Genomic DNA, 25,375 nt, shown 5'->3' on the forward strand with positions numbered 1-25,375 from the left:
GCCTGATGAAAAACGCCGGTCATCATGCGCTCGAAGCGGTTTATTCCGCTCCGACCTCTGTACCCTCAAGGTTGAGGCTGAGCTTATCGCTCGCAGCGTCATCTTCATCGTCCATTTCTCTCATTTCAATCTCTTGCTCATCTTCACTCAAAATCTTAACGTCCATACCCAAGCTTTGCAGCTCTTTGATCAATACTTTGAATGATTCAGGAACACCTGGTTCCGGAACATTCTCACCTTTGACAATGGATTCATACGTTTTAACCCGACCAACAACGTCATCGGATTTAACAGTTAAGATTTCTTGCAGTGTATAAGCAGCACCGTATGCCTCAAGCGCCCATACTTCCATCTCCCCGAAACGCTGTCCACCAAATTGAGCTTTACCACCCAATGGCTGTTGCGTAACAAGTGAGTAAGGACCCGTGGAACGGGCATGGATTTTATCATCAACCATGTGTGCCAATTTGATCATGTGCATGACACCTACGGTAACTTCACGTTCAAACTCTTCACCTGTACGACCATCATACAGGACAGTTTTACCATTACGCTGCATACCTGCTTCTTCCATCGTATCGAAGACGTCATACTCCTTCGCTCCGTCGAATACAGGAGTTGCTACGTGAATACCCAGTTGCATCGCCGCCATACCCAAGTGAACCTCGAGTACTTGACCGATATTCATCCGGGAAGGTACGCCCAGTGGGTTAAGAACGATCTGAACCGGTGTACCGTCTGGCAGGAAAGGCATATCTTCTTCCGGCAAGATGCGGGCCACGACCCCTTTGTTACCGTGACGTCCGGCCATTTTATCACCCTCGGAAATTTTCCGTTTTTGAGCGATATATACACGAACGAGTTGGTTAACACCTGGAGGCAGCTCATCACCGTTTTCACGGGTAAATACTTTCACGTCTACTACGATACCGTCAGTACCATGTGGTACACGCAAGGAAGTATCACGTACTTCACGTGCTTTCTCACCAAAGATCGCATGCAAGAGACGTTCTTCTGCTGTCAGCTCTGTTACACCCTTAGGTGTTACTTTACCAACCAGAATGTCGCCAGCACTGATCTCAGCACCGATGCGGATAATACCGCGCTCATCCAAGTTACGCAACGCTTCTTCCCCAACGTTAGGGATATCACGTGTGATCTCTTCAGGTCCAAGCTTGGTATCACGTGCTTCTGACTCATACTCCTCGATATGGATGGATGTATATACATCTTCCTTAACGAGTTTTTCACTGAGCAAGATCGCATCCTCGTAGTTGTAACCTTCCCAAGTCATGAAGGCAACAACAACGTTACGTCCCAGAGCCAATTCACCCATTTCCGTTGAAGGACCATCAGCGAGGATATCACCAGCTTTGACAGCGACACCTCTTTTGACAATCGGACGTTGGTTAATGCATGTTCCTTGGTTCGAACGCATAAATTTGTGTAATTTATATTTAACGATATCGCCTTTAACTTCCTGACCGTCCACTTCTTCAACACGACGGACCCAAATCTCGTTCGCAGTAGATCGTTCAATAATTCCGTCATAATCGGAGACAATACATACACCGGAATCTTTCGCGGCTTTGTGTTCCATACCTGTTCCCACAAGTGGTGCTTTAGGAATCAAAAGTGGAACGGCCTGCCGCTGCATGTTTGATCCCATGAGCGCACGGTTGGAGTCATCGTTCTCAAGGAACGGAATAAGCGCTGTAGCGACGGATACAACTTGCTTAGGAGATACGTCCATGTAGTCAACGCGCTCACTCGGCATCGTAAGGATGTTATCCGACTGTTTGTTATAACGTACAATGATCGCTTCTTCTTCAAATGTACTATCTTCATTCAGCTTCGCATTCGCTTGCGCGATAACATAGTTGTCCTCTTCGTCCGCTGTCAGGTAATCAATTTGCTCGGTTACAATACCTGTCTTCGGATCAACCCAACGATATGGAGCTTCAATGAAGCCATATTCATTCACACGGGCGAATGTAGACAAGGAGTTGATCAAACCGATGTTTGGTCCCTCTGGCGTCTCGATTGGACACATACGGCCATAGTGGGATGGATGGACGTCACGCACTTCCATACCTGCGCGCTCACGTGTCAAACCACCGGGTCCGAGTGCGGACAAACGACGTTTATGTGTCAACTCACCCAGCGGGTTCGTTTGATCCATAAATTGTGACAACTGAGAGCTACCAAAGAACTCTTTAATCGATGCAATAACAGGACGTATGTTGATCAATGCCTGTGGTGTAATTACGTTAGCATCCTGAATGGACATTCTCTCACGAACCACACGCTCCATACGGGACAAACCGATACGGAACTGATTCTGCAGGAGTTCACCCACCGAACGCAAACGACGGTTACCCAGATGGTCAATATCATCCGTGCTACCAATTCCCTGCAGAAGGTTAAGGAAATAACTGATGGACGAAATGATATCCGCCGGCGTCACGTTTTTAACGGACTTGTCAATAATTCCATTGGCAATCAGTTTGACTACTTTACCATCTTCTGTTGGTGAAAATACATCGATCGTTTGCATAGGAACATCATTAGCATCCAGAACACCGTTACCCACGTGATACGTGCGGAAACCAACGCTCTTCTCCAGATACGGCATGATTTCATCCAACAAGCGACGATCCACCATTTGACCTGCTTCAGCAATAATCTCGCCTGTTTCAGCGTCAACAAGTGATTCAGCCAAACGCTGGTTAAACAAACGGTTTTTGATGTGAAGCTTTTTGTTCATTTTGTAACGACCTACATTAGCCAGGTCATAACGTTTTGGATCAAAGAAACGTGCTACGAGCAAGCTTTTCGCATTATCCAGCGTTGGCGGCTCGCCCGGACGAAGACGCTCATAGATCTCAATGAGTGCTTTCTCCGTGGAATCCGTGTTGTCTTTGTCCAGTGTGTTGCGGATATATTCGTCATTACCGAGCAGATCCAGAATCTCAGCATCTGTGCCAAAACCAAGTGAACGCAGGAGAACCGTAACCGGTATTTTACGTGTACGGTCGATCCGGACATAAACAACATCCTTCGCGTCCATCTCCAGTTCCAACCAAGCGCCGCGGTTAGGAATAACTGTAGCGGTATACGTTTTTTTGGCGTTTTTATCTACTTTGGTACTGAAGTAAACGCTAGGAGAGCGAACCAACTGGCTGACAATAACCCGTTCCGCACCATTAATAATAAATGTGCCCGTGTTGGTCATCAGCGGGAAATCTCCCATGAATACTTCCTGCTCTTTGACTTCGCCGGTTTCCTTATTAATGAGCCGGACTTTGACCCGAAGCGGTGCTGCATACGTAACGTCACGCTCTTTTGCGTCGTCTACTGTATACTTCGGTTCACCGAGACTGTAATCGATAAATTCCAAAATCAAGTTACCTGTAAAATCCTGGATCGGCGAGATATCCTGGAACATTTCGCGCAACCCTTCCTCCAAAAACCAATCATAGGATTTTTGTTGGATTTCAATCAGGTTCGGAACTTCGAGTATCTCGTTAATTCGTGCATAACTGCGCCGAGTGCGTCGACCATATTGAACAAGATGTCCTGCCAACTTAAACTCACCCCTCAATGTCTACTCACTTTAAAAATTTCGTTGCGAACCTCTGTTTGTAACCTTATAATGGTACACATACAGAGCAAAGCAATGCATCCACAAATAAAGAAAAGCCCTTACTCGAAATGTCGTTCGAAAAAAGAGCAACTTTGATCGGCGGATGTCTTTCCAAATCATTCTTATCCCCAGTTTGCCCAAAATGTACATATTATACGCCAAACGTAGGCATAATAAGCCCGTTCGGCGTAAAAAAAGGTTGACATTTTTAGTTAGCTAAAGCCAAGTAGGGCATCTTAATACTGACATTTTACAACTATACCACGACCTGAATTTCAAGTCAATAGTCCTATTGCAAAAAAAATGATCCCCTGCTTACTTTACAAACTCGGATTCAGCTTTTAGTAGATACCTCTTCCGATTTCACCGCTTTGAAAATCCGATAGCCTTTATCCTTCGTCACTTCTTCCACTCTTCCAAACAAAGATTCCAATTTTGCTTTCGCTGACGGGGCTCCTTGTTTCTTCTGAATGACAATCCACAACGAACCGCCTACCTTCAGATGGCGATGTGCCTGTTCGAAAATAGTATGAACCGTCTCTTTCCCAGCCCGTATAGGCGGGTTGGTTAGGATAACGTCAAAATCTTGCTTTTTTACTTCAGCCAGTAGATTACTTTGCAATACCGTAACATTGTTAATTCCGTTCGCTTTTGCATTTTCCCTGGAAAGTTCAACGGCTCTCTCGTTGATATCGATCATGGTGACATGCCCATCCGGTACAAGTTTGGCTGCTGTAAGACCCATTGGCCCGTATCCACAGCCCACATCGAGAACATGAGCCCCTGATGGCAACTCTATCGCATCAATCAATACTCTGCTGCCATAATCGATTCCGTTTTTGGAAAACACACCGGCATCCGTCACGAATCGCAGACTGAATCCGCGAAGAACCGCTTCAGTTGCTCTGCGATCATGCGCCACTTGTGGTTTGTCCGAATAATAATGATTGGACATGCCCTCACTCACTTTCCATTTACAATTACAGCAACAAACCCCTTGATATAAGTCAAGGGGTTTGTTGTTTTGTTCATTTAGCTTGTAATAGCTAAATTATTTAACTTCAACTGAAGCGCCTGCTTCTTCAAGCTTAGCTTTAACCGCTTCTGCTTCTTCTTTAGCAACTTTTTCTTTCAATGCTTTTGGAGCGTTGTCAACCAATTCTTTTGCTTCTTTCAGGCCAAGACCTGTGATTTCGCGAACTGCTTTGATAACGTTGATTTTGGAAGCACCAGCGCTAGTCAAGATTACGTCGAACTCGGATTGCTCAGCTTCAGCAGAAGCTACTGCACCTGCAGCAGCTACTGGAGCTGCAGCAGTTACGCCGAATTCTTCTTCGATTGCTTTAACAAGATCGTTCAATTCCAGTACAGTCATGCCTTTGATTGCTTCCAAGATTTGCTCTTTACTCATGAGTGAACCTCCATATATAATATTATTTTTTTTAATTCATTTGCCGCCTAAGCAGCATTCAGATCAAATTGCTTACGCGCCTTGTTCTTCTTTTTCTGCAACTGCTTTAACCGCAAGCGCGAAGTTGCGCACTGGCGCTTGAAGCACGCTGAGGAGCATGGAGAGGAGTCCATCGCGGGATGGCAGTTCTGCCAATGCCTTAACTTCTTCTACTCCGATTACGCGACCTTCTACGACTGCACCTTTCAATTCCAGTGCATCGTTCTTTTTCGCGAAGTCGTTCAGAATTTTAGCTGGAGCCACAACGTCATTTACGCTGAATGCAATTGCAGTAGGACCTGTAAGAACATTTTCAAGTTCTGTCAGTTCTGCTGCTGCAGCTGCACGGCGAAGCAACGAGTTTTTCAGCACTTGGAATTCGATCCCTGCTTCACGAAGTTGCTTACGCAACTCAGTTACTTGGGCAACGTTCAATCCGCGATAGTCAACAACAACAGTTGTAACGCTCTCGCGCAATTTTGCTGTTACTGCATCAACGGATTCTTGTTTTGCTTGAATCACTTTTGCGTTTGCCAATCTGTACACCTCCTGATCAAATTTATCCCATTAAGAAAAGCCTCCGTAGAATCACGAAGGCTTGATATATACTCATCATCGATTTGCATCGTTCTAAGTTCTATAATCACACCTCGGCAGGAAATTAAGCCAAATGGCACCTACTGTCTACGGCAAGCATATTCAAATGTCAACGGTCAGTCACTCGGACTCACAACTTTTATATCTTATCAAAAACAGGACAAGCCTGTCAAGAGATATTATCTAAAAGCTGCTGCGTTCACGCGTGCGCCAGGGCCCATCGTGGAAGAAAGACTAACATTCTTCAGATAAACACCTTTTGCTGCCGCTGGTTTAGCACGATTCAGAGCTTCCATGAGAGCTTTGAAGTTCTCATTAAGTTGCTCAGAAGAGAAAGAAGCTTTACCAATCGGTGCATGAATTTGACCTGCACGATCCAGACGATATTCGATTTTACCGGCTTTAATTTCTTGAACAGCCTTAGTTACATCGAAAGTTACCGTTCCGGCTTTAGGGTTAGGCATCAGACCTTTACCGCCAAGCAGTCGGCCCAATTTACCTACTTCACTCATCATATCTGGTGTCGCTACGCAGACGTCGAATTCGAACCAGCCTTGTTGGATTTTGTTGATCATGTCTGCATCACCAACATAGTCCGCGCCAGCCGCTTCCGCTTCTTTCGCTTTGTCACCTTTTGCAAATACCAATACGCGTTGTGTTTTACCTGTGCCGTGTGGCAAGACAACAACACCACGTACAGCCTGGTCTTGCTTACGAGGGTCTACGCCCAAACGAACTGCTGCTTCGATTGTTTCATCGAATTTTGCAGTAGCTGCCTTTTTCACAAGCTCTACAGCTTCTGAAGGCTCGTAAGTTGCTTCGCTGTCAATCAGCTTAGCAGCTTCCAGGTATTTTTTACCGTGTTTAGCCATGTTTTATTCCTCCTTTGTGGTGTTAGCGGATATACCTCCCACATCAACCGGTCGCGAATCGACCGGTTTTACGAAGCCATGTTTCTTATGAAAATTAGTCTTCGATGGTGATACCCATGCTGCGGGCAGTACCTTCGACCATACGCATTGCGGACTCAACGTCTGCTGCATTCAGGTCAGGCATTTTTGTTTCTGCGATTTGACGTACCGCATCACGTTTAACAGTAGCAACTTTTTTCTTGTTCGGTTCGCCGGATCCTTTTTCAACTTTAGCTGCCACTTTCAACAGAACTGCTGCTGGTGGAGTTTTAGTGATGAAAGTAAAGGAACGGTCCTCGAATACAGAAATTTCAACTGGAATAATCAATCCCGCTTGATCAGCTGTACGAGCGTTGAATTCTTTACAGAATGCCATGATGTTGACACCTGCTTGACCCAAAGCTGGACCTACTGGTGGTGCCGGGTTTGCTTTACCTGCTGGAATCTGCAGTTTTACCATTTTAATAACTTTTTTCGCCATGATTGACACCTCCTTGCAAAATAGTGGTTAACGGGTTTTTCAACCCTCCCACAAGAAACTTGAAGAAACTAGATCTTCTCCACTTGTGTGTATTCCAACTCAAGCGGCGTTTCCCGTCCAAACATGTTCACGTGAACTTTCAACTTGCTTTTCTCTACCAAAATTTCTTCCACGGAGCCTACGAAATTCGCAAAAGGACCGACTTTAATACGCACGGATTCCTTAATATCGAACTCAATTTTCGGCTTAGGCTCAACCATTCCCATGTGCTTCAGAATTTGTTCCACTTCTTCAGGCAACAATGCAGTTGGTTTGGACCCAGAACCTGTCGAACCGACAAATCCTGTAACCCCTGGTGTGTTGCGAACAACATACCAAGAATCATCCGTCTGTACCATTTCCACCAAGACATAACCGGGGTAAACTTTACGCATAACGGTTTTTTTCTTACCGTCCTTGTTTACCACTTCTTCTTCCATAGGAACAAGAACGCGGAATATCTTGTCTTCCATGCCCATAGACTCTACGCGTTTTTCCAAATTGGCTTTGACCTTGTTCTCATACCCTGAATAGGTATGAACGACGTACCATCTTTTTTCCATATCAAGCCACCGGAACCCTTCTTAAATAATCGCTTCGATCACAAAGGAGATGCCAATGTCAATGACCCAAAAAAACAGCGTCATAACCACAACAGTACCAAGTACGATCAATGTGTAGTTGGTCAGCTCTTTACGATTAGGCCAGCGAACTTTTTTAAGTTCAGCCCAGCTTTCTGAGAAAAAGGAAATCAGAGATTTGAAACTTCGTTTCACGCCGACACCTCCAAAAACTATCTGGTTTCGCGATGAGAAGTCTGCTCGTTACAAAACTTGCAAAATTTCTTCATCTCCATGCGGTCGGGGTGATTACGCTTGTTTTTTGTCGTAGTGTAATTTCTTTGTTTGCAGTTAGTACAAGCCAAAGTAATAATTACCCGCATGATGTACACCTCCCGAAGACTTCCACATTCAAGCAGAGTCTCTAAATTGATCCTGAAAAAAAGCCATAAATTTAGGCCTACCTAAAACACTTTATCACAAGGGTATAACCATGTCAATGAAAGAATAGTCTTTCATTCATTGGGTATTACTTCCGTACAACGTACATTCGTTTCTCATCTCTGTTTTTCTCTTCTCCTGCTTGGACCGAGCGATTACTAGTATAAACATTCTTAGATTTTATAAACTTGAGACACTAAAAAAAGACTCAAACACCGAGCCTTTTCCGTCAACGACAACATGTGTTTAATTATCTCGAACTTCCAGGTACTTTTCAAGTTTGCGCTTGACGCGCTGAAGTGCATTATCAATGGACTTCACATGTCTGTCCAAATCTACTGCAATCTCTTGATAAGATCTCCCGTCCAGATACAACATCAATACTTTACGTTCCAGATCACTCAGAATCTCGGACATTTTATCTTCCAGGCCCACAAACTCTTCCTGATTGATGATAAGTTCTTCCGGATCACTGACCTGGGTTCCACAAATCACATCGAGTAACGTACGATCAGACTCTTCGTCATAAATAGGCTTGTCCAGAGATACATAAGAATTAAGCGGAATATGCTTCTGACGTGTTGCTGTCTTAATCGCCGTGATGATCTGTCTTGTAATACACAGTTCGGCAAAAGCCTTGAACGAAGCCAACTTGTCCCCTTTGAAATCTCGAATGGATTTGTAGAGGCCAATCATTCCTTCTTGAATAATATCTTCCCGGTCTGCCCCAATCAGAAAATAAGATCTTGCCTTGGCGCGTACAAAGTTACGATATTTGTTAATTAGAAACTCTAACGCTTCGCTTTCGCCTTCACGGAAAGCTTCGACAATGTCTTCGTCACTTTGGTAATCATACTTAGATAACATGATATCTTTGAGGTCGACACTCACAGACAATCCCTCCGGCTGCAACGCAAGGTACCCCGTTACTCTACTCTATGAAATATAGGATCAGTATATATGATGGTACCTCACACCGTCAACCACGCTCTGCCTAAAAAAGAACATCAATAACATAAATGTCAAGAGTTTCAATATTCTAAATTTTGTAAAAACGTGCTGTTATTCCCGGCGCCATCGCTCAAACTCTTTCAATACATCGGGACTTAACTTACCCCCGAGTGTGTTACGCGTGGTCTTCGCCTGATCTTCTTCCAGTCGTTTTTTTAATTCTTTTTCGTTCTGCTCAACTTCAATTAGCAACTCCCTTGCAGATACACGTAGCGCTCCCTGTCCAAAAATGACATGTTGCTCTACCATATCGCTCGTAGCCACATAGATTTGGCGTCTTCGCATGCTTAGTTCCCGAACGAGTCTCTCAATGCATTCGTCTGCCGTCTCTTTTTCCTTTGTAAAATAGATCTGCACTTTGCTCTGAGTAAAGGATTTACCGAGTCCAGGCACGAGGTAGGCGTCAAACACAACAATGACTCGACGGCCGGAGAAAGCCTGGTAGTCTGCAAGACGAAAGAGAAGCCTGTTACGTGCCTCTTCGAGCCCACTTTCCGCCAGTTTGGTTAATTCCGGCCAGTCGCCAATCATGTTGTACCCGTCTACAAGAAGCACATCACGGGAATCAGCCATACCTTCTATTCCTGCGCTTGACGCGAGCGGAGCACTTCGTACATGACAACCCCGGCTGCCACGGAAGCATTCAGGGAATTAATCTGACCTTGCATTGGTAGTTTGATCAGCACATCACATTTCTCACGAATAAGTCGTCCCATTCCCTTGTTCTCATTTCCGATTACCAATGCCACAGGGCCAGTAAAGACTCCATTACCAAAGACACCTTCGTGAGCGGTGACATCTGTCCCTACAACCCATACACCTTCCTCTTTGAGGCGATCGATGGTCTGACCAAGATTACTTACACGAGCCACTGGCACGTACTCCACAGCACCTGCTGATGTTTTGGATACTGTCACGGTTACCGCTGCCGAGCGACGTTTCGGTACAATGACGCCATGCGCACCCGTGCAATCTGCTGTCCGCAAAATAGACCCCAGGTTATGAGGATCTTCAATCTCATCCAGCAGAATCAGGAAAGGATGCTCATTCTTCGCTTTTGCTGCGGCAAGAATGTCTTCTACCTCCACATAAGCGTAAGGTGCTGCTTGAGCAACTACCCCCTGATGCTGAATGCCTGGTACCGTTTGATCCAGCTTACGCTTGTCCACGTGTTGAATGACAATACCTAGTTTTTTAGCTTCCGAGATAATAGGTTGAGTCAGATGTTTCTGTGCTGTATCGGCAATCCATATTTTATTAATGGTCCGGCCTGAACGCAGCGCCTCCGTCACGGAGTGTTTACCGGCGATCCATTCTTCTTCCATCGTTGTTCGATCCTCTCTGTAATGCATTGTTTTGTTGAAATTTCTATTTTTTTGTCGACGATGGCGATTGTTGTTCCGCGTGCTCAATGCCAAGCCCGATCAGTTCAATCATGCGATCATGATGACCACTGCTATAGAGGTAACCAATGAGACATTCAAAAGCCGTAGCATGTCTGTACTCCAATACATCTGCATTTTTGGGTACACTACCCGACTTGGCATTCCGCCCTTGCCGGACGATATCCCGTTCTTCCTCTGTCAGTTCATCCTCAATCGTTGTAAGTATGCGGCTCTGTGCCTTCGCTGATACCAACCCGGTTGCACTACGGTGCAAATGATTGGGACGCATGTTTGCCTTCGACAACAGATATTGACGAACAGCTACCTCATATACCGCATCACCAATATAGGCCAGTGCAATAGGTGGAATCAACCTCGCAGGTCTGGAAGGAGGATAAGGGAACCACCCTCCCTCTGTGACCTGGTCCTGTTGTTTTGGTGTATTTGGATGTCCTTCGCTCATTTGCGCCGCCATCTCATGCCCTGCGCCGTATCTTCAAGCAGAATGCCACGTGCAGACAATTCATCGCGAATTTCATCCGCTCTTGCCCAGTTTTTGGACTTGCGCGCTTCTACACGCTCTTCAATCAGACGTTCTACTTCCTCATCCAGAAGTTCTGGCTCTGCGTCAGTATAAATGCGCAGTACAGCATTCAATTCACTGAACAACTCGAGGAGTGCGCGAATGTCTGCCGCATTAACCACTTCTTGTTGCAACAGTTGGTTGGCTTCCCCTGCCCACTCAAACATCGCAGTAATTGCATCAGGAGTATTGAAATCATCCTGCATCTTCTCGTGATACTGCTGACGAATTTGGTCGAGTCTTGCCGCAAACTCTGCTGTGATGTCCTGATCAACAGTTACTGCATTCAGACGATGGTTCAGGTTACCTACCGCATTTGTAATCCGGTCCACACTGTTCTGTGCCTGCTCCATCGTATCATCCGTGAAGTTCAATGGATTGCGATAGTGGGTAGACAACATGAAATAACGAATCGCTTCGCGTTTATATTGATTCCGCAAGTCTTTAACCAGAACACCATTACCGAGTGATTTCGACATCTTCTCGTTATCAATCCGGATGAATCCATTATGCATCCAGTAGTTCGCAAGTGGTTTACCTGTTAATACCTCGGATTGGGCGCATTCGCACTCATGGTGCGGGAACTGCAAATCCTGTCCACCCCCGTGAATGTCCAGTGTATCCCCAAGGTACTCCCTAGCCATGGCGGAGCACTCAATATGCCACCCTGGTCGACCATCGCCCCAAGGACTGGACCAATAGATTTCACCTGGTTTTGCAGCCTTCCAGAGCACAAAATCTTCGGGATGCTCTTTGCGCTCGTCCACACCCACACGGATTCCAAATTGCAGCTCCTGCAGGTTTTGTTTCGAAAGTTTGCCATATTCGCTGAATTTGCCTGTGCGATAATAGACGTCACCGCCATTTTCATACGCAAATCCTTTTTCAACCAGCTCACGGATAAAATCAATGATCAGCGGCATGTTTTCCGTTACTCTCGGATTGCTGCTTGCCTTGGGAATACCCAATCCCTCAATGTCTTCATAATAGGCAGCTATAAATTTCTCAGCCACGTGAGGAACGTCTGTTCCAAGTTGTTCTGCTTTGCGAATCAACTTATCGTCCACATCCGTGAAGTTCACCACATAGTTCACATCATGTCCTGTCTGTTCCAGGTATCCACGAACCGTGTCGAAAAAGATAACCGGGCGTGCATTCCCGATATGAATGTAGTCATATACCGTTGGTCCGCAGACATACATTTTCACTTTCCCTGGCTCTTGGGGAACAAATTTCTCTTTGGTACGACTCATCGTATTATAAATCTGAAGCGTCATGGTCACTTATCCTTTCATCCTATACTGCCTTTATTTATTGTATCACGTATCACGCACAGTCTCATTTTCACGGGCATTTTGCAGTGTACGTACTTCTTCCTGCAATCGTTCGAGTTCTTTTTGCATACCGCGCAAGGAGTCAACGACCGGATCGGGCAATTGCTGACTGAGGCGATCTACCCGTCGGCCATCCTGTTTAACAATCCTGCCCGGTATACCTACTACGGTACTATTGGAAGGGACCTCCTTAAGCACAACGGAGTTCGCACCAATGTTACATTGATCTCCCACGCTAAATGAACCCAACACCTTGGCTCCGGATGAGATAACCACATTATTACCAATGGTCGGATGTCTCTTCCCTTTTTCTTTCCCTGTTCCGCCCAGGGTAACCCCCTGATAGATAACGACATCATCGCCAATCTCACATGTTTCTCCAATAACGACGCCCATTCCGTGGTCAATAAACAACCGATTTCCGATCGTAGCTCCAGGATGTATCTCGATTCCTGTCATAAAACGGCTAACCTGCGAAATGAACCGGGCAACCGAGAACCATCTTCGCTTGTATAAAAAATGAGCGATCCGGTGTGCCCATATCGCATGCAGCCCTGAGTAGGTGAATACCACCTCAAACCAACCTCGGGCCGCCGGATCGTTTTCAAACACCGCCTGGATATCTGATCTGATCTTCTTGAACATGCTCGTTCCCCTCTTGTTCAGGTTCCCGTCCTCCGGCTTACCGGACGGCGCGTTCCTTGGTAGTGTACTGCACACTCGCCTAAACAAAAAAACGCCCCTGCAGCATTTAGCTGCAGAGGCGTTTATCGCGGTCCCACTCTGCTCGGTCCATTCTTAAATAGAATGAGCCCTCAAGCGGTTTGGTAACGGAAACCAATCGTCACAACCTATCCTAACGTTTTCCCATGTCATGATCGACAAAGGCGGGGCCGGATTCGGCTGTGCAGCTCACGGGCGCATTTCGACTGATGGACAGTGGATGGTTCACAGCCACCGCATCCAAAGAAATCTCTCTTTGCTGCGGGACCATCCTCTCTGAATCTGTCCGGGTCAGTCTACTCCTCCCGATCTTTGCTGTTCTATTAGATACATCATATCAATTATTCGTTGTGTTGTTATTATAGCGAAAAGGCCTCAGACTGACAACAGCCTCCCACGTAATCTATCCATCGTAGGACTGCGTTCAGATTCCAAATAAACGGAATGTCTTCGACTAAGATTATTTTACTTGTGCAAGCAAACGTTCGATCACCGTATCACGACCCAGAAGCACGATCGTTTGGTTCAGATCCCGTCCATGCGTCTGTCCAGTCAAGGCTACACGAATTGGCATAAAGAGCTGTTTGCCCTTAAAGCCGGTTTCTTTCTGTACTTCCTTGATCAATGCAGCCATTTTACTTGGAGTAAACTCTTCGCTCGCCTGTACTTTATCCGCAAATGCCTTCAGTACAGTTGGCACCTGCTCCTCCGCAAGCACTGCTTCTCCTTCACTTTCAAGCTCCAGATTGGAACGGAAGAATACTTCCGACAATTCGACAATATCGGAGGCAGAATTCATTTGCTCTTGGTACAGGTGTACCAGCGTATAAGCCCATTCTTTTTGTTCAGCAGACAGCTCGGAAGAAATACGTCCAGCCTTTTGCAGATGCGGAATGGCCATTTCGGCAATGCGTTCCGGGTCAGCATGTTTGATATAGTGGTTGTTCAAGTGAGCCAGCTTGTGGGTATCAAATACCGCCGGGCTCTTGGACAGACGTTTCGTATCAAAAATGGAGATCAGTTGCTCTTGCGAGAAGATCTCTTCTTCCCCTTCCGGCGACCAGCCGAGTAAGGAAATAAAGTTAAACATCGCTTCAGGCAAATAGCCGAGCTGATCATACTGCTCAATAAACTGGATAACGGACTCATCCCGTTTACTCAGCTTCTTGTGATTTTCATTCACGATCAACGTCATATGACCGAATTGCGGTGGCTCCCAGCCAAGCGCTTCATAGATCATCAGTTGACGCGGCGTGTTCGAGATGTGATCTTCCCCACGCAGGACGTGGGAGATCTTCATCAAGTGATCATCCACAGCAACGGCATAGTTGTATGTGGGAATGCCGTCTTTTTTCACAATGACGAAATCACCGGATTCCTTGCTGTTGAACGAGATTGTGCCTTTAACCATATCATCAAACGTATATGTGCGCTCTTCCGGCACACGGAAACGAATACTCGCTACGCGGCCTTCCGCTTCAAACGCACTAATTTGCTCTGGAGTCAGGTCACGGTGTTTGCCAGAATAACGCGGTGTTTCTCCACGTGCTGACTGTTCCTCGCGCTCTTGCTCCAATTCTTCTTCCGTGCAGAAGCAACGGTAAGCCAGACCTTTATCCAGCAATTCCTGCGTATATTTACGATAGAGGTCCAGACGTTCCGTTTGACGGTATGGTCCGTATTCTCCGCCCACGTCAATACTTTCGTCCCACTCAATTCCGAGCCATTTCAGGTATTTCAGTTGGCTTTCTTCACCACCGGGAATATTCCGTTTCACGTCCGTATCTTCAATACGAATAATGAATTTACCGTTATTATGTTTGGCATATAAATAGTTAAACAACGCCGTACGGGCATTCCCGATATGCAGGTGTCCCGTTGGGCTCGGCGCGTAACGCACACGAATATCCGTGCTCATATGATCCCCTCCGTCACTAATTGATTGATGATATCACACACGTACAAGGCAAACAACGGATTGAGCGGCAATGCCCTCTCCCCGTCCCGGGAATCCCAGTTGCTCTGTCGTTGTTGCTTTCACGTTCACCTGTGTTACATCCGCTTCCAGTGCCTTGGCAATAACCTCAGCCATCTGTGGGATATAAGGAGCCATCTTTGGCTTCTGGGCAATAATCGTTGAATCGATATTCCCTAGCTTATACCCGTGATCCTTCACAAGCTGCCATACATGCTCCAGCAACTTCAGACTGTCGGCATCTTTGAATTCCGGATCGGTATCTGGGAAGTGCTTGCCAATATCCCCAAGTGCCAGCGCACCCAAAATGGCATCACTAATCGCGTGCAACAGTACGTCTGCGTCCGAGTGACCCAGCAGTCCTTTTTCATAAGGAATCGTTACTCCGCCAATAATACACGGGCGTCCCTCTACCAGCTGATGTACATCAAATCCCTGTCCTACACGTATCATCGCTTCTTCTCTCCCCCCAGCAAAAACGCAGCATATTTCAAATCTTCCGGCGTTGTTAATTTGATATTGGTATAATTGCCTTCCACAACCTTGACCGACATTCCCTGACGTTCAGCCAGCATAGCATCATCTGTCCCCAGAAATCCGTCCTGCTCGGCTGATTCGTAGGCGGAGAGCAGGGAAGAAAGACGAAAAGCCTGCGGGGTTTGAATGCTCCACAGACTGCTGCGGTCTGGCGTCGCCGTAACGACACCTTCCGCATTCACTTGTTTGATCGTATCCTTCACGGGAACCGCCAGTACAGCTGCTCCACCACCGGCTATGGCGGCCGCCATGCATCCCTTGATCTGCTCATGGTTCACAAAAGGACGTACCCCGTCGTGAACGAGAACCCAATCCGTCCCAAGTGCCTCAAGGCCTTTATGGACAGAATGTTGTCTCTCTTTCCCTCCGGGGATAACACGGACACGTGAAGCCAATTGGTATTCTTTTACCCAATCCTGGCAGCGTTCAACATCTGCGGTTCCTGTGACCAGCACCATCTCGCGGATCTCGTCCAGCACAGCAAATACCTCAAGCGTATGTATGAAAACGGGCTTGTCCTGCAGCAACAGAAACTGTTTGCTCTCGGTCGTCCCCATCCGGGTTCCGCGACCTGCTGCCACAATGACAACGCCCCACCCTTTATCCATGCCGCAATCCCTGCCTTGTCTGTCAGTTTATCGTCCAAAGATATACAATATCATTCAACGATACACTACCCATCATACCGCTTTATTGGGCTTTTTCCAACAGTTTCGGCTTGGCAAAAATCATTCGTCCCGCTGAAGTCTGCAACACACTGGTCACCAGCACTTCCATCATCATGCCGATATACTCGCGTCCGCCCTCCACAACGATCATTGTGCCATCATCCAGATAGGCTACACCTTGACCATGCTCCTTGCCATCCTTGATGATCTGCACCATGATCTCCTCACCTGGCAGAACAACCGGCTTAACCGCATTGGCGAGATCATTAATGTTCAACACAGATACACCCTGGAGTTCGCACACTTTGTTCAGGTTAAAGTCATTGGTGACCACTTTACCCTGAAGCACTTTAGCCAGTTTAACCAGTTTGCTGTCCACCTCGGAGATTTCCTCGAAATCCCCCTCGTAGATCAGGACTTTTACATCAAGTTCCTTCTGAATTTTGTTCAAAATGTCCAGTCCACGCCGTCCTCTGTTCCGCTTGAGCAGATCCGATGAATCGGCAATATGCTGTAACTCCTCCAGAACAAATTCCGGAATTACGATCGTGCCTTCAATAAATCCGGTTTTGCATATATCAGCGATACGCCCATCGATAATAACACTGGTATCCAGAATTTTATGTTCTTCCATCCGTCTATCCTCGTCCACCTCGGGATGACCCCATCGTCCAGACATCCAGAAGGCCCCCAGATCGTCTTTCTTCGCCATGGCAAGGGTATAACCGGAATAAGCACTAATCACCGTCAGCGCTACTTGCAGCACTTCTCCTGCCGTCCCCATCCATCCCACAACAGGGTAAAGTAACAAGGCCACGAGCAATCCTGCAACGGTACCTGCAGCACCTGCAGCCAATTCGTTCATAGGTACTTTTGCCAATGAATCAATTCCACTATGCAGCCTGTCTGCCATCAATGTTCCACCAATATTACATACAGCCATAAACATTACAGCTCCCAGCAGCGTCGATATACCAGCTCCCAGTAATCCTGCTGACTGAATCCACTCCGCCATCCATGGGACCGATTTTCCTGCCAGATGATATGCCGTGTAGCCGAACCATGCACCGCACAATCCTGTAAAAGTTAAAATGCCTTTTTTCCACATTAGTCCCTGCACCTCCTTCAATGTATCTTGATCTTTATATCCAGTATGATCCAATTCCTGAATTGCTAATCCCATCTGGAAGAACTTTTTGGAAATGTTGCAATCGTCAGTTGAAAGTAGGTAAATTATTGGCATATAATGAATTCAATTCATATCCCGAGGTGATTGGCAAAATGAGTACGCTAAGTTTACAGGCTTTCCAGGATCAAGTTTCTGAACTGTTGTTGCGTCATCGCAGCCTGATTGATGTACTGTCCAAAACGGGACAAGCCGGAGCGTCTGTTAACCGTGCCGTGTCCAAAGCCATTACCGAATGCGGCTGCATCGAGCTGCACGCCACCAAGCAGAAATATGCCCCGGAGAGCGATATCGCTCAAACCAAGGGCCTGCTGGAAACGCATGTGGAAGGTGAGTTGTGTGAGAACTGCAGAGAGGTCATCAGCTCTGAGCTAGGGAGGAACCTGTTCTACATGTCGGCTCTCTGCAATCTGCTGGACATTAACATGGAAGAGGTCGTAAATCACGAATCACAGAAGTGTTCAACGTTAGGGATGTTTAATCTGTCGTAAGAAGATATGTATGTCGTCCGTAAGGGTTTCTTTTACCGTAAATAGATCTGAATAAACAAAAAGCACGCATTCTCCAGTTCAGGAGAGTACGTGCTTTCTTTGTATAGTGTCTGTCCCCAAGGCGACTTAACGATCGGAAGGACGGGAAGATTTCTCATCCTTGCGCTTTTTCGCCCGACTACGCGAGGCCGCTGTTCGCACATTATGCTTCATTCCATACAAGGCGTATAACACCAGCGGAATAAAGATCAATTTGGATAACTGCTCTGGGAAAATAACGGCTACAGCTATGGCAAATAACACAACCCATGGTGCAATCCAGATTGCCTTGCGTGGCAAACCGACCTTTTTGAAATTGGGATATTTAAGCGAACTCACCATCAGATACGATAACAGCAACGTAGCAATCATCATGCTAACCGGGCCAATATCCTTATTGAACAAGGACAGTGTGGCCAGTACCCCGCCGGCTGCCGGTATCGGCAGACCTGTGAAGTATCCAGGAATACCCGGACGAACGTTAAACCGCGCAAGACGAATGGCTCCACAGATCGGAAAAGCCGCTGTTGCAATCCAGGCGAGGATCGGCATCGAATCTTGAAACGACACCATAAATATGATCAGGGCTGGTGCTGCACCAAAGGAAACCATGTCAGACAAGGAATCAAGTTCCTTACCGAATTCACTTTGAGCATTGAGTGCACGTGCCACTCGGCCATCCAGACCATCCAGCAGCATCGCTACAATGACCATAATGGCAGCCAAACTGTAATTTCCATCAATCGCAAGCAAAATTGCCATCATTCCAAGAAACAGATTACCCAGGGTAAAGAGATTCGGAATGAATCTGGTTAGCATCGTTGTTTCACCTCATCCATTTCAAGCCTTTATATAGGCAAACCCTTACATCTGTCTGTCGATAAACATTTGCTCCTGCAAACGTTTGAGGCCTTCCTTAATGGTCCGGGCACGAACTTCACCAATACCGTCCACTTCGTCCAGTTCTTCAATTGTAGCCATAATAACATGAGGCAATTGTTCGAATTGATCCACCAGATTATGGATAATGACATTGGGCAGGCGGGGGATCTTATTTAATACCCGGAATCCACGAGGGGCAACCGAATCCTCAGAAGTAGCCGCTGATGATGGATAGCCGAGAAGACGGACAATATGATGTGCATCCAGCAACTCATCGTCCGACAATCTTTTCAGTCCCACGATAATTTCACGGATTTTGTCATCACTGTCGTCACGGGCATAGTCTTTATACAATAACCAGGCTTCTTCTTCCGTTGTACCCACAAGTTCTTCCATTTGCATGGAAATGAGTCGTCCCTCATTCCCGAGTTCATGAATGTACCGTTGGATTTCCGTTTTGATCCGCATCACCATTTCGGTACGCTGAATCACATTAACCACTTCAGGAATCGTTACTAATTCCTCAAATTCCGAAGCACTCAGATTCGTAAGGGACTGTGTTAATACCGCTTTGTATTTCTCCAGGGTTTGGATCGCTTGATTCGCTTTGGTCAAAATAACCCCGATTTCCTTGAGGGAATAACGAAGTGTTCCCTGATACAAGGTAATGATATTCCGGCGCTGTGATATGGATACGACCAATTTACCCGTTTGCTTTGCTACACGCTCTGCCGTCCGGTGACGAATCCCCGTCTCTGATGAAGAGATCGAAGAGTCCGGGATTAACTGGGTATTGGCGTAAAGAATACGCTTCAAATCCTCACTAAGAATAATGGCTCCATCCATCTTGGCGAGTTCATACAGATAGTTCGGGGAGAAATCACAGTTAATCGAGAATCCCCCATCCACCACTTCCATTACTTCAGGGCTGTATCCTACAACAAGCAGTGCGCCCGTCTTGGCGCGCAGCACATTTTCCAGACCTTCGCGGAAAGGTGTACCTGGTGCGATCAGCCTTAACAACTCATTCATATTATCCAGTTGGCTCATATCTTTCATCTTGTTATGCCCCCTAATCTAAAGCAACCGCTAGTGCATCTGCCACGGTATTCACACCGATCAGTTGTATCCCGCGAGGATGTTTCCAGCCCTTTAAGCTTTTTTCTGGTAAAATGACTCGTTTGAAGCCCAGCTTTGCGGCTTCCTTCACTCGTTGTTCGGCCCGTGATACGGCTCGAACTTCACCTGTCAGACCGATCTCGCCAAAGATGACGTCGTCTGGCTTGGTCGGTACATCTCTCAAACTGGATGCAATGCTGACAGCAACCGCCAAGTCTACAGCGGGCTCATCCAACCGTACTCCACCAGCTACATTTAAGTATGCATCCTGGGTCTGTAAAAACATCCCCATCCGTTTCTCCAGCACTGCAATGATCAGATTTAATCGATGCAGATCTACCCCTGTTGCCATACGGCGGGGAGAAGGGAAATGGGTGGTTGAGATCAACGCCTGTAATTCCACGAGCAGAGGACGTGTCCCCTCCATACTGGCAACTACCGTTGAACCTGCTACACCCAGTGGACGTTCCGACAAAAAGAGTTCGGACGGATTGCCCACCTCACGAAGTCCATCCTCGCCCATTTCAAAAATACCAATCTCATTGGTGGAACCAAAACGGTTCTTCACCGCACGCAACAGGCGATACGTATGATGCCGTTCTCCTTCAAAATAAAGCACGCAATCCACCATATGTTCTAACATACGTGGACCGGCAATAGCACCTTCTTTGGTAACATGCCCCACAAGAACCGTTGCAATGCCTCTGCCTTTGGCAATCCGCATGAACCTTGACGTACATTCCCTTACCTGTGCTACACTACCCGGCGCACTGGTAACTTCGGGAAGATATACCGTCTGAATGGAGTCGATGACCAGAAAATGCGGCTGGATCTGATCCACCGCTTCCTCTACACGTTCCATATTCGTTTCACACAGTACATACAACTCGGCAGAGAGTGCCCCGAGACGGTCTGCCCGCAATTTGGTTTGCTTGACTGATTCCTCACCGGAAACATATAACACACGCAAACCCGAATGCGTCAAAGCATGAGACGTCTGCAACATCAACGTTGATTTACCAATACCCGGATCTCCGCCCACCAGAACGAGTGAACCCGGAACGATTCCGCCACCCAATACCCGGTTCAACTCTCCGATTCCAGTCTGTACACGCGGTTCCTGACCGCTATCTATATCTATGATAGGAAGCGGTTTATCTTTACTGTCAAACAGAGGAGATTTTCTCCCTTGTGTTTTGACCACCGTCTCTGTTTCTTCCACCATTGAATTCCATGACTGACAACCCGGACACTTACCGTACCACTTGGGGGCTTCATAGCCGCATTCCGTACATTGAAACTTGGTTTTAACTTTGGCCACTTCAGCACTCCTATAATTTAATTTTATAACAGCATTTTGCATTATTCGACGAATTTCACCCAAACTCCCTGACGTGCAGGGTTACTAAAAGTTTACCATTGTTTGAGATTTTTCGTAAAGGATTATCGCAAACTTTACACATGTTCCTGACATAATCATGTCCGTCTTCTGTCCAAATTGCAAAAAATCCTCCCCGGCCGAAGCCGAGAAGGATTTGATTAAGGATTATGGATCAATACAAGCTGAAGTTTAACTCCAAAGCTTGCTAAATATTATTTAGTTTCGATTTCCTCATTGGACGGAACGACCACGTCTTTTTTCGTAACAGACAGTGCACCGTTCTCTTCGTCGATGAGCAATGAATCCCCTTTGGTTACGTTACCTGTGAGCAACTCTTCGGACAATTTGTCCTCGATATGCTTCTGGATCGCCCGACGAAGCGGACGCGCACCGTAAGCTGGATCAAAGCCTGACTTCGCAAGGAAAGACTTGGCATTATCAGTGAGTTCGAAATCGACCTCATGTTCGAGCAGTCGTTTACGAAGTTCTTCACTCATAAGCGTAACAATTTCAGCGATGTGTTTTTCTTCGAGTGAGTGGAACACGATAATTTCATCAATCCGGTTAAGGAACTCTGGACGGAAGCTTTTCTTCAGCTCATCCATCACTTTCCCCTTCATGTTGTCATAATCTGCTCCTGCATCTACAACTGCAGTGAAGCCCAGTGTAGAGTTACGTTTGATCGCTTCGGCACCCACGTTGGATGTTAGAATGATCAGCGTATTACGGAAGTCAACGACGCGACCTTTTGAATCCGTCAGTCGACCATCCTCAAGCACTTGTAACAAGATATTGAATACTTCTGGATGTGCTTTCTCGATTTCATCGAGCAGGACTACGGAATATGGTTTGCGACGAACTTTCTCTGTCAGCTGGCCACCTTCTTCGTACCCAACATATCCTGGAGGCGCTCCGACAAGTCGGGAAGTCGAGTGCTTCTCACCATACTCGGACATATCAATCCGGATTACTGCATTTTCATCGCCGAACATCGCTTCAGCCAGAGCACGAGCAAGTTCTGTTTTACCTACCCCTGTAGGGCCGAGGAAAATGAATGAACCCATCGGACGTTTTGGATCTTTAAGTCCCGCACGAGCACGACGAACCGCACGGCTGACAGACTTCACTGCCTCATCCTGACCGATGACACGTTCATGTAGAATAGACTCCAGATTCATCAGACGCTGTGTCTCTTCTTCTTTCAGTTGGTTCACAGGAATTCCTGTCCAGCTGGCTACCACTTGTGCGATATCCTCAGGAGTAACCTCGGAATCGGTGCGACCTTGTTTCTCTTTCCACTGGTTCTTCGTTACATCCAGCTCTTCACGGATTTTTTGTTCCGTATCACGCAGAGCTGCTGCTTTTTCGAACTCCTGACTTTGAACTGCAGCGTCTTTTTCCTTACGGATATCTTCCAGACGGCTTTCCAGTTGTTTCAGGTTTGGTGGGATCGTGTAAGAGTTCAATCTTACTTTGGAACCCGCTTCATCAATCAGGTCAATCGCTTTATCTGGCAGGAAACGGTCTGTAATGTAACGGTCAGACAGTTTAACCGCCTGCACAATTGCTTCGTCCGTAATTTTCACGCGGTGATGCGCCTCATAACGGTCACGCAAACCGTGCAAGATTTGAATCGCTTCTTCCGGAGAAGGCTGATCTACAGTAATCGGTTGGAAACGACGCTCAAGCGCTGCATCCTTCTCGATGTATTTACGATACTCATCCAGCGTTGTTGCACCAATGCACTGCAATTCTCCACGGGCCAGAGCCGGTTTCAAAATGTTAGAAGCATCGATGGCACCTTCAGCTCCGCCTGCGCCAATCAAGGTATGCAATTCGTCGATAAACAGGACAATGTTACCTGCTTGGCGAATCTCATCCATGATTTTTTTCAGACGATCTTCGAACTCACCACGATATTTGGTTCCAGCGACTACAGAACCCATATCCAGGGTCATTACACGTTTGTCGCGCAATGTTTCCGGAATCTCATTTGCGATGATTTTTTGTGCAAGGCCTTCAGCAATCGCTGTTTTACCTACACCTGGCTCACCGATCAATACCGGGTTGTTCTTCGTACGACGGCTGAGCACCTGGATGACACGTTCAATTTCTTTACTACGTCCAATGACCGGGTCAAGGTTATTCTCTCTGGCGTATGCCGTGAGGTCACGTGCCAGACTGTCCAGCGTTGGTGTGCTGACATTGGCAGGTGTGCCATTATGGCTGGATACAGCTTCACTGCTGCCAAGCAATTGCAGCACTTGTTGACGTGCTTTGTTCAGGCTAATCCCTAGGTTATTGAGCACACGTGCTGCAACACCCTCGCCTTCACGAATCAATCCGAGCAGGATATGCTCTGTGCCTACATAAGTGTGGCCCAATTTACGAGCTTCATCCATAGACAGTTCAATTACTTTTTTCGCACGTGGCGTATATGCAATGTTGGTAGGTTGCTCTTGGCCACGGCCAATTAGCGTTTCTACTTCATCCTGAATTTTTTCCAATCCGAGTCCCAGGCCGATCAGTGCTTTGGCTGCGATGCCTTCGCCTTCACGAATGAGGCCGAGCAAAATATGCTCAGTACCGATGTTATTATGACCGAGACGGACAGCTTCTTCCTGCGCGAGTGCGAGCACCTTTTGGGCCCGTTCCGTAAATCTTCCAAACATCATATCTCCTGCACCTCCATGGTTTTGGATAAAACGAGGGTCATATAATGAAATAACCGTCGTATTCTTCATATCATTTTTGTTTGCAGCCATGCTGCGAATAAAGTCATTCGGCATTTGTACATGCCTTATTATATAAAAGCCGCAATGCGGCATGAAACCATAATTCAATACTATATCAGGCTAAACTAGGACTGCTTCGCTGCATTGATCGTATCACGAATCAACTGAGCACGGTATATGTCACGCTCATCTGTGCGCATATCTTCCCCGAATGTTTTCTGCAAAAATCCCGGCTGTGTCATCACATTCAATTCATTCATTACCGTGATGGACAGTCCATCCAACAATCCGAGATCCACGCCAAGGCGTACATCCGATAAGCGCTGTGCAGCTTCCTTGGAATCAACAATAGCTGCATGAGACAATATGCCATAAGAACGCATGACCCGATCCGTAATCCGAAGTCTGGAGTCGGTAATTAACCGTTCTCTCGCTGTACGTTCATGACCAATCATCTGTAACACAACACCATGCAGGTTCTCGATGACTTCCTGTTCGGTCTGTCCCAAAGTAATCTGGTTCGAGATCTGGAACAGGTTACCCATTGCCTCGCTACCTTCACCGTATATCCCTCTTACCGTCAATCCCACTTGGGAAACTGCGGTTAGAATACGGCCAATCTGTTGTGTCATCACCAGGGCAGGCAAGTGCATCATGACCGATGCTCTGACACCTGTACCTACATTGGTAGGGCAGCTAGTTAAGTATCCTCTGCGATCATCAAAAGCATAATCCACGTGCGCTTCAAAAGCATCATCTATTGCGGAAGCTTTCTCCCAGGCTTCTTTCACCTGGAACCCCGGATAGAGGCACTGGATACGAAGATGATCCTCTTCATTAATCATAATACTGACAGACTCATCCTCACTGAGAATAACCGCACCATTCCTGGATTCATTCGCAAGACTTGGACTGATGAGATGTTTCTCCACCAGCACCCGTTTGTCGAGTTCGTCAATATCGATCAGATCCAACGTATGAAAATCCCCAAAGGCATGAACGTCATCGTATTGAAGTACTTCGCTCAGCTTATTCAGCACCTCTTCCGATTGCTCATTGGAAGCCAGCATCGGAAACGGAACATGCTGAAGGTTGCGTGCAATCCGGACACGGCTGCTAATGACAATTTCGGAATCAGCCGCATCACTGCGCATCCAGTCGCTGAGCGCCTTATCTGTAAAGCGCAGATTAGGCATTACGC

25 protein-coding genes and 1 other annotated feature are annotated in these 25,375 nt (G+C 46.8%); of the genes, 1 reads left to right on the top strand and 24 read right to left on the bottom strand.

All coding sequences use genetic code 11. The features are described 5' to 3' along the window. Positions 1–40 precede the first annotated feature (40 nt). The 19 genes from rpoB to MKY95_RS29645 all read right to left on the bottom strand — a co-directional run bounded on the left by rpoB (position 41) and on the right by MKY95_RS29645 (position 17,449). A complete protein-coding gene (gene rpoB, locus MKY95_RS29555) occupies positions 41–3,586 on the bottom strand; it encodes a DNA-directed RNA polymerase subunit beta (RefSeq protein ID WP_036607171.1) in 3,546 nt (1,181 codons plus the stop codon). Between the two features lie 394 nt (positions 3,587–3,980). After that, positions 3,981–4,601 carry a class I SAM-dependent methyltransferase gene (locus MKY95_RS29560; RefSeq protein WP_036607169.1) on the bottom strand — a complete coding sequence of 207 codons (621 nt, stop codon included), beginning with the start codon at positions 4,599–4,601 and terminating at the stop codon, positions 3,981–3,983. Between the two features lie 96 nt (positions 4,602–4,697). Further along, complete coding sequence (gene rplL / locus MKY95_RS29565; RefSeq protein ID WP_017692065.1) at positions 4,698–5,057, bottom strand: 50S ribosomal protein L7/L12; 360 nt, start codon at positions 5,055–5,057, stop codon at positions 4,698–4,700. A 72-nt stretch (positions 5,058–5,129) separates the two neighbouring features. Beyond that, positions 5,130–5,633 (bottom strand): 50S ribosomal protein L10, encoded by a 504-nt coding sequence (gene rplJ / locus MKY95_RS29570; protein WP_036607167.1) that lies wholly within the window; start codon positions 5,631–5,633, stop codon positions 5,130–5,132. Positions 5,634–5,656: 23 nt separating this feature from the next. Further along, positions 5,657–5,804, bottom strand: a sequence feature (ribosomal protein L10 leader region). A gap of 68 nt (positions 5,805–5,872) precedes the next feature. Continuing rightward, positions 5,873–6,565: a 50S ribosomal protein L1 gene (gene rplA, locus MKY95_RS29575; protein ID WP_017692063.1), complete on the bottom strand. Its 693-nt coding sequence runs from the start codon at positions 6,563–6,565 to the stop codon at positions 5,873–5,875. A 94-nt stretch (positions 6,566–6,659) separates the two neighbouring features. Further along, positions 6,660–7,085 (bottom strand): 50S ribosomal protein L11, encoded by a 426-nt coding sequence (rplK, locus tag MKY95_RS29580; RefSeq protein ID WP_017692062.1) that lies wholly within the window; start codon positions 7,083–7,085, stop codon positions 6,660–6,662. A 68-nt stretch (positions 7,086–7,153) separates the two neighbouring features. Beyond that, the gene (gene nusG / locus MKY95_RS29585; RefSeq protein WP_036607165.1) at positions 7,154–7,687 is read right to left on the bottom strand and encodes a transcription termination/antitermination protein NusG; all 534 of its coding nucleotides are present in this window, start codon (positions 7,685–7,687) and stop codon (positions 7,154–7,156) included. 21 nt (positions 7,688–7,708) lie between these two features. After that, a complete protein-coding gene (gene secE / locus MKY95_RS29590) occupies positions 7,709–7,900 on the bottom strand; it encodes a preprotein translocase subunit SecE (RefSeq protein WP_017692060.1) in 192 nt (63 codons plus the stop codon). 17 nt (positions 7,901–7,917) lie between these two features. Continuing rightward, positions 7,918–8,067, bottom strand: a complete 150-nt coding sequence (gene rpmG, locus MKY95_RS29595) for a 50S ribosomal protein L33 (RefSeq protein ID WP_072735843.1) — start codon at positions 8,065–8,067, stop codon at positions 7,918–7,920. 304 nt (positions 8,068–8,371) lie between these two features. Continuing rightward, a complete protein-coding gene (sigH, locus tag MKY95_RS29600; protein ID WP_017692059.1) occupies positions 8,372–9,016 on the bottom strand; it encodes an RNA polymerase sporulation sigma factor SigH in 645 nt (214 codons plus the stop codon). A 171-nt stretch (positions 9,017–9,187) separates the two neighbouring features. Beyond that, positions 9,188–9,709 carry an NYN domain-containing protein gene (locus MKY95_RS29605; RefSeq protein WP_036607162.1) on the bottom strand — a complete coding sequence of 174 codons (522 nt, stop codon included), beginning with the start codon at positions 9,707–9,709 and terminating at the stop codon, positions 9,188–9,190. Between the two features lie 5 nt (positions 9,710–9,714). Then, positions 9,715–10,461 (bottom strand): 23S rRNA (guanosine(2251)-2'-O)-methyltransferase RlmB, encoded by a 747-nt coding sequence (gene rlmB, locus MKY95_RS29610; RefSeq protein ID WP_017692057.1) that lies wholly within the window; start codon positions 10,459–10,461, stop codon positions 9,715–9,717. A gap of 43 nt (positions 10,462–10,504) precedes the next feature. After that, positions 10,505–10,984: a Mini-ribonuclease 3 gene (locus tag MKY95_RS29615; protein ID WP_339195741.1), complete on the bottom strand. Its 480-nt coding sequence runs from the start codon at positions 10,982–10,984 to the stop codon at positions 10,505–10,507. After that, positions 10,981–12,381 (bottom strand): cysteine--tRNA ligase, encoded by a 1,401-nt coding sequence (cysS, locus tag MKY95_RS29620; protein WP_339195744.1) that lies wholly within the window; start codon positions 12,379–12,381, stop codon positions 10,981–10,983. The genes MKY95_RS29615 and cysS overlap by 4 nt, the downstream gene beginning before the upstream one ends. 42 nt (positions 12,382–12,423) lie before the next feature. Beyond that, positions 12,424–13,083: a serine O-acetyltransferase gene (cysE, locus tag MKY95_RS29625; RefSeq protein ID WP_036607155.1), complete on the bottom strand. Its 660-nt coding sequence runs from the start codon at positions 13,081–13,083 to the stop codon at positions 12,424–12,426. 538 nt (positions 13,084–13,621) lie between these two features. Continuing rightward, positions 13,622–15,079 carry a glutamate--tRNA ligase gene (gene gltX / locus MKY95_RS29630; protein ID WP_339195748.1) on the bottom strand — a complete coding sequence of 486 codons (1,458 nt, stop codon included), beginning with the start codon at positions 15,077–15,079 and terminating at the stop codon, positions 13,622–13,624. A gap of 33 nt (positions 15,080–15,112) precedes the next feature. Next, complete coding sequence (gene ispF / locus MKY95_RS29635) at positions 15,113–15,589, bottom strand: 2-C-methyl-D-erythritol 2,4-cyclodiphosphate synthase (RefSeq protein ID WP_339195750.1); 477 nt, start codon at positions 15,587–15,589, stop codon at positions 15,113–15,115. Further along, entirely contained in the window at positions 15,586–16,281 is a 696-nt protein-coding gene (gene ispD, locus MKY95_RS29640; protein WP_338707132.1) for a 2-C-methyl-D-erythritol 4-phosphate cytidylyltransferase, read from the bottom strand. The genes ispF and ispD overlap by 4 nt, the downstream gene beginning before the upstream one ends. 82 nt (positions 16,282–16,363) lie before the next feature. Then, positions 16,364–17,449, bottom strand: coding sequence for a PIN/TRAM domain-containing protein (locus MKY95_RS29645; protein ID WP_047841132.1), 1,086 nt, complete (start codon positions 17,447–17,449; stop codon positions 16,364–16,366). A gap of 173 nt (positions 17,450–17,622) precedes the next feature. Between MKY95_RS29645 and MKY95_RS29650 the strand changes: the two genes are divergently transcribed. Continuing rightward, positions 17,623–18,018 carry a hypothetical protein gene (locus MKY95_RS29650; protein ID WP_017692049.1) on the top strand — a complete coding sequence of 132 codons (396 nt, stop codon included), beginning with the start codon at positions 17,623–17,625 and terminating at the stop codon, positions 18,016–18,018. Between the two features lie 126 nt (positions 18,019–18,144). On the opposite strand, the gene pssA is transcribed toward MKY95_RS29650, so the two are convergent. From pssA to MKY95_RS29675, 5 genes are all read right to left on the bottom strand, one after another. Then, the gene (pssA, locus tag MKY95_RS29655) at positions 18,145–18,876 is read right to left on the bottom strand and encodes a CDP-diacylglycerol--serine O-phosphatidyltransferase (protein ID WP_017692048.1); all 732 of its coding nucleotides are present in this window, start codon (positions 18,874–18,876) and stop codon (positions 18,145–18,147) included. A 45-nt stretch (positions 18,877–18,921) separates the two neighbouring features. Then, complete coding sequence (disA, locus tag MKY95_RS29660; RefSeq protein ID WP_036607144.1) at positions 18,922–19,998, bottom strand: DNA integrity scanning diadenylate cyclase DisA; 1,077 nt, start codon at positions 19,996–19,998, stop codon at positions 18,922–18,924. A gap of 13 nt (positions 19,999–20,011) precedes the next feature. Further along, positions 20,012–21,379 carry a DNA repair protein RadA gene (gene radA, locus MKY95_RS29665; protein ID WP_339195754.1) on the bottom strand — a complete coding sequence of 456 codons (1,368 nt, stop codon included), beginning with the start codon at positions 21,377–21,379 and terminating at the stop codon, positions 20,012–20,014. A 272-nt stretch (positions 21,380–21,651) separates the two neighbouring features. Then, positions 21,652–24,114, bottom strand: a complete 2,463-nt coding sequence (locus tag MKY95_RS29670) for an ATP-dependent Clp protease ATP-binding subunit (protein ID WP_036607223.1) — start codon at positions 24,112–24,114, stop codon at positions 21,652–21,654. Between the two features lie 185 nt (positions 24,115–24,299). Next, a complete protein-coding gene (locus MKY95_RS29675) occupies positions 24,300–25,370 on the bottom strand; it encodes a protein arginine kinase (protein ID WP_339195757.1) in 1,071 nt (356 codons plus the stop codon). Positions 25,371–25,375 lie beyond the last annotated feature (5 nt).

It is taken from the genome of Paenibacillus sp. FSL P4-0176 (genome assembly GCF_037975265.1).
Lineage (GTDB): Bacteria > Bacillota > Bacilli > Paenibacillales > Paenibacillaceae > Paenibacillus > Paenibacillus amylolyticus.

Excerpts from the sequence above, each read along its gene's own strand:
- MKY95_RS29670 (WP_036607223.1), bottom strand. The coding sequence starts at position 24,114 with ATGATGTTTGGAAGATTTACGGAACGGGCCCAAAAGGTGCTCGCACTC.
- rplL (WP_017692065.1), bottom strand. The coding sequence starts at position 5,057 with ATGAGTAAAGAGCAAATCTTGGAAGCAATCAAAGGCATGACTGTACTG.
- MKY95_RS29615 (WP_339195741.1), bottom strand. The coding sequence starts at position 10,984 with ATGAGCGAAGGACATCCAAATACACCAAAACAACAGGACCAGGTCACA.
- MKY95_RS29560 (WP_036607169.1), bottom strand. The coding sequence starts at position 4,601 with ATGTCCAATCATTATTATTCGGACAAACCACAAGTGGCGCATGATCGC.
- rpmG (WP_072735843.1), bottom strand. The coding sequence starts at position 8,067 with ATGCGGGTAATTATTACTTTGGCTTGTACTAACTGCAAACAAAGAAAT.
- rplA (WP_017692063.1), bottom strand. The coding sequence starts at position 6,565 with ATGGCTAAACACGGTAAAAAATACCTGGAAGCTGCTAAGCTGATTGAC.
- disA (WP_036607144.1), bottom strand. The coding sequence starts at position 19,998 with ATGAAAGATATGAGCCAACTGGATAATATGAATGAGTTGTTAAGGCTG.
- ispF (WP_339195750.1), bottom strand. The coding sequence starts at position 15,589 with ATGATACGTGTAGGACAGGGATTTGATGTACATCAGCTGGTAGAGGGA.
- cysS (WP_339195744.1), bottom strand. The coding sequence starts at position 12,381 with ATGACGCTTCAGATTTATAATACGATGAGTCGTACCAAAGAGAAATTT.
- MKY95_RS29650 (WP_017692049.1), top strand. The coding sequence starts at position 17,623 with ATGAGTACGCTAAGTTTACAGGCTTTCCAGGATCAAGTTTCTGAACTG.
- ispD (WP_338707132.1), bottom strand. The coding sequence starts at position 16,281 with ATGGATAAAGGGTGGGGCGTTGTCATTGTGGCAGCAGGTCGCGGAACC.
- cysE (WP_036607155.1), bottom strand. The coding sequence starts at position 13,083 with ATGTTCAAGAAGATCAGATCAGATATCCAGGCGGTGTTTGAAAACGAT.
- rplK (WP_017692062.1), bottom strand. The coding sequence starts at position 7,085 with ATGGCGAAAAAAGTTATTAAAATGGTAAAACTGCAGATTCCAGCAGGT.
- nusG (WP_036607165.1), bottom strand. The coding sequence starts at position 7,687 with ATGGAAAAAAGATGGTACGTCGTTCATACCTATTCAGGGTATGAGAAC.
- MKY95_RS29605 (WP_036607162.1), bottom strand. The coding sequence starts at position 9,709 with ATGGCTGATTCCCGTGATGTGCTTCTTGTAGACGGGTACAACATGATT.
- rlmB (WP_017692057.1), bottom strand. The coding sequence starts at position 10,461 with ATGGAAGAAGAATGGATCGCCGGTAAACACTCCGTGACGGAGGCGCTG.
- MKY95_RS29675 (WP_339195757.1), bottom strand. The coding sequence starts at position 25,370 with ATGCCTAATCTGCGCTTTACAGATAAGGCGCTCAGCGACTGGATGCGC.
- pssA (WP_017692048.1), bottom strand. The coding sequence starts at position 18,876 with ATGCTAACCAGATTCATTCCGAATCTCTTTACCCTGGGTAATCTGTTT.
- MKY95_RS29645 (WP_047841132.1), bottom strand. The coding sequence starts at position 17,449 with ATGTGGAAAAAAGGCATTTTAACTTTTACAGGATTGTGCGGTGCATGG.
- gltX (WP_339195748.1), bottom strand. The coding sequence starts at position 15,079 with ATGAGCACGGATATTCGTGTGCGTTACGCGCCGAGCCCAACGGGACAC.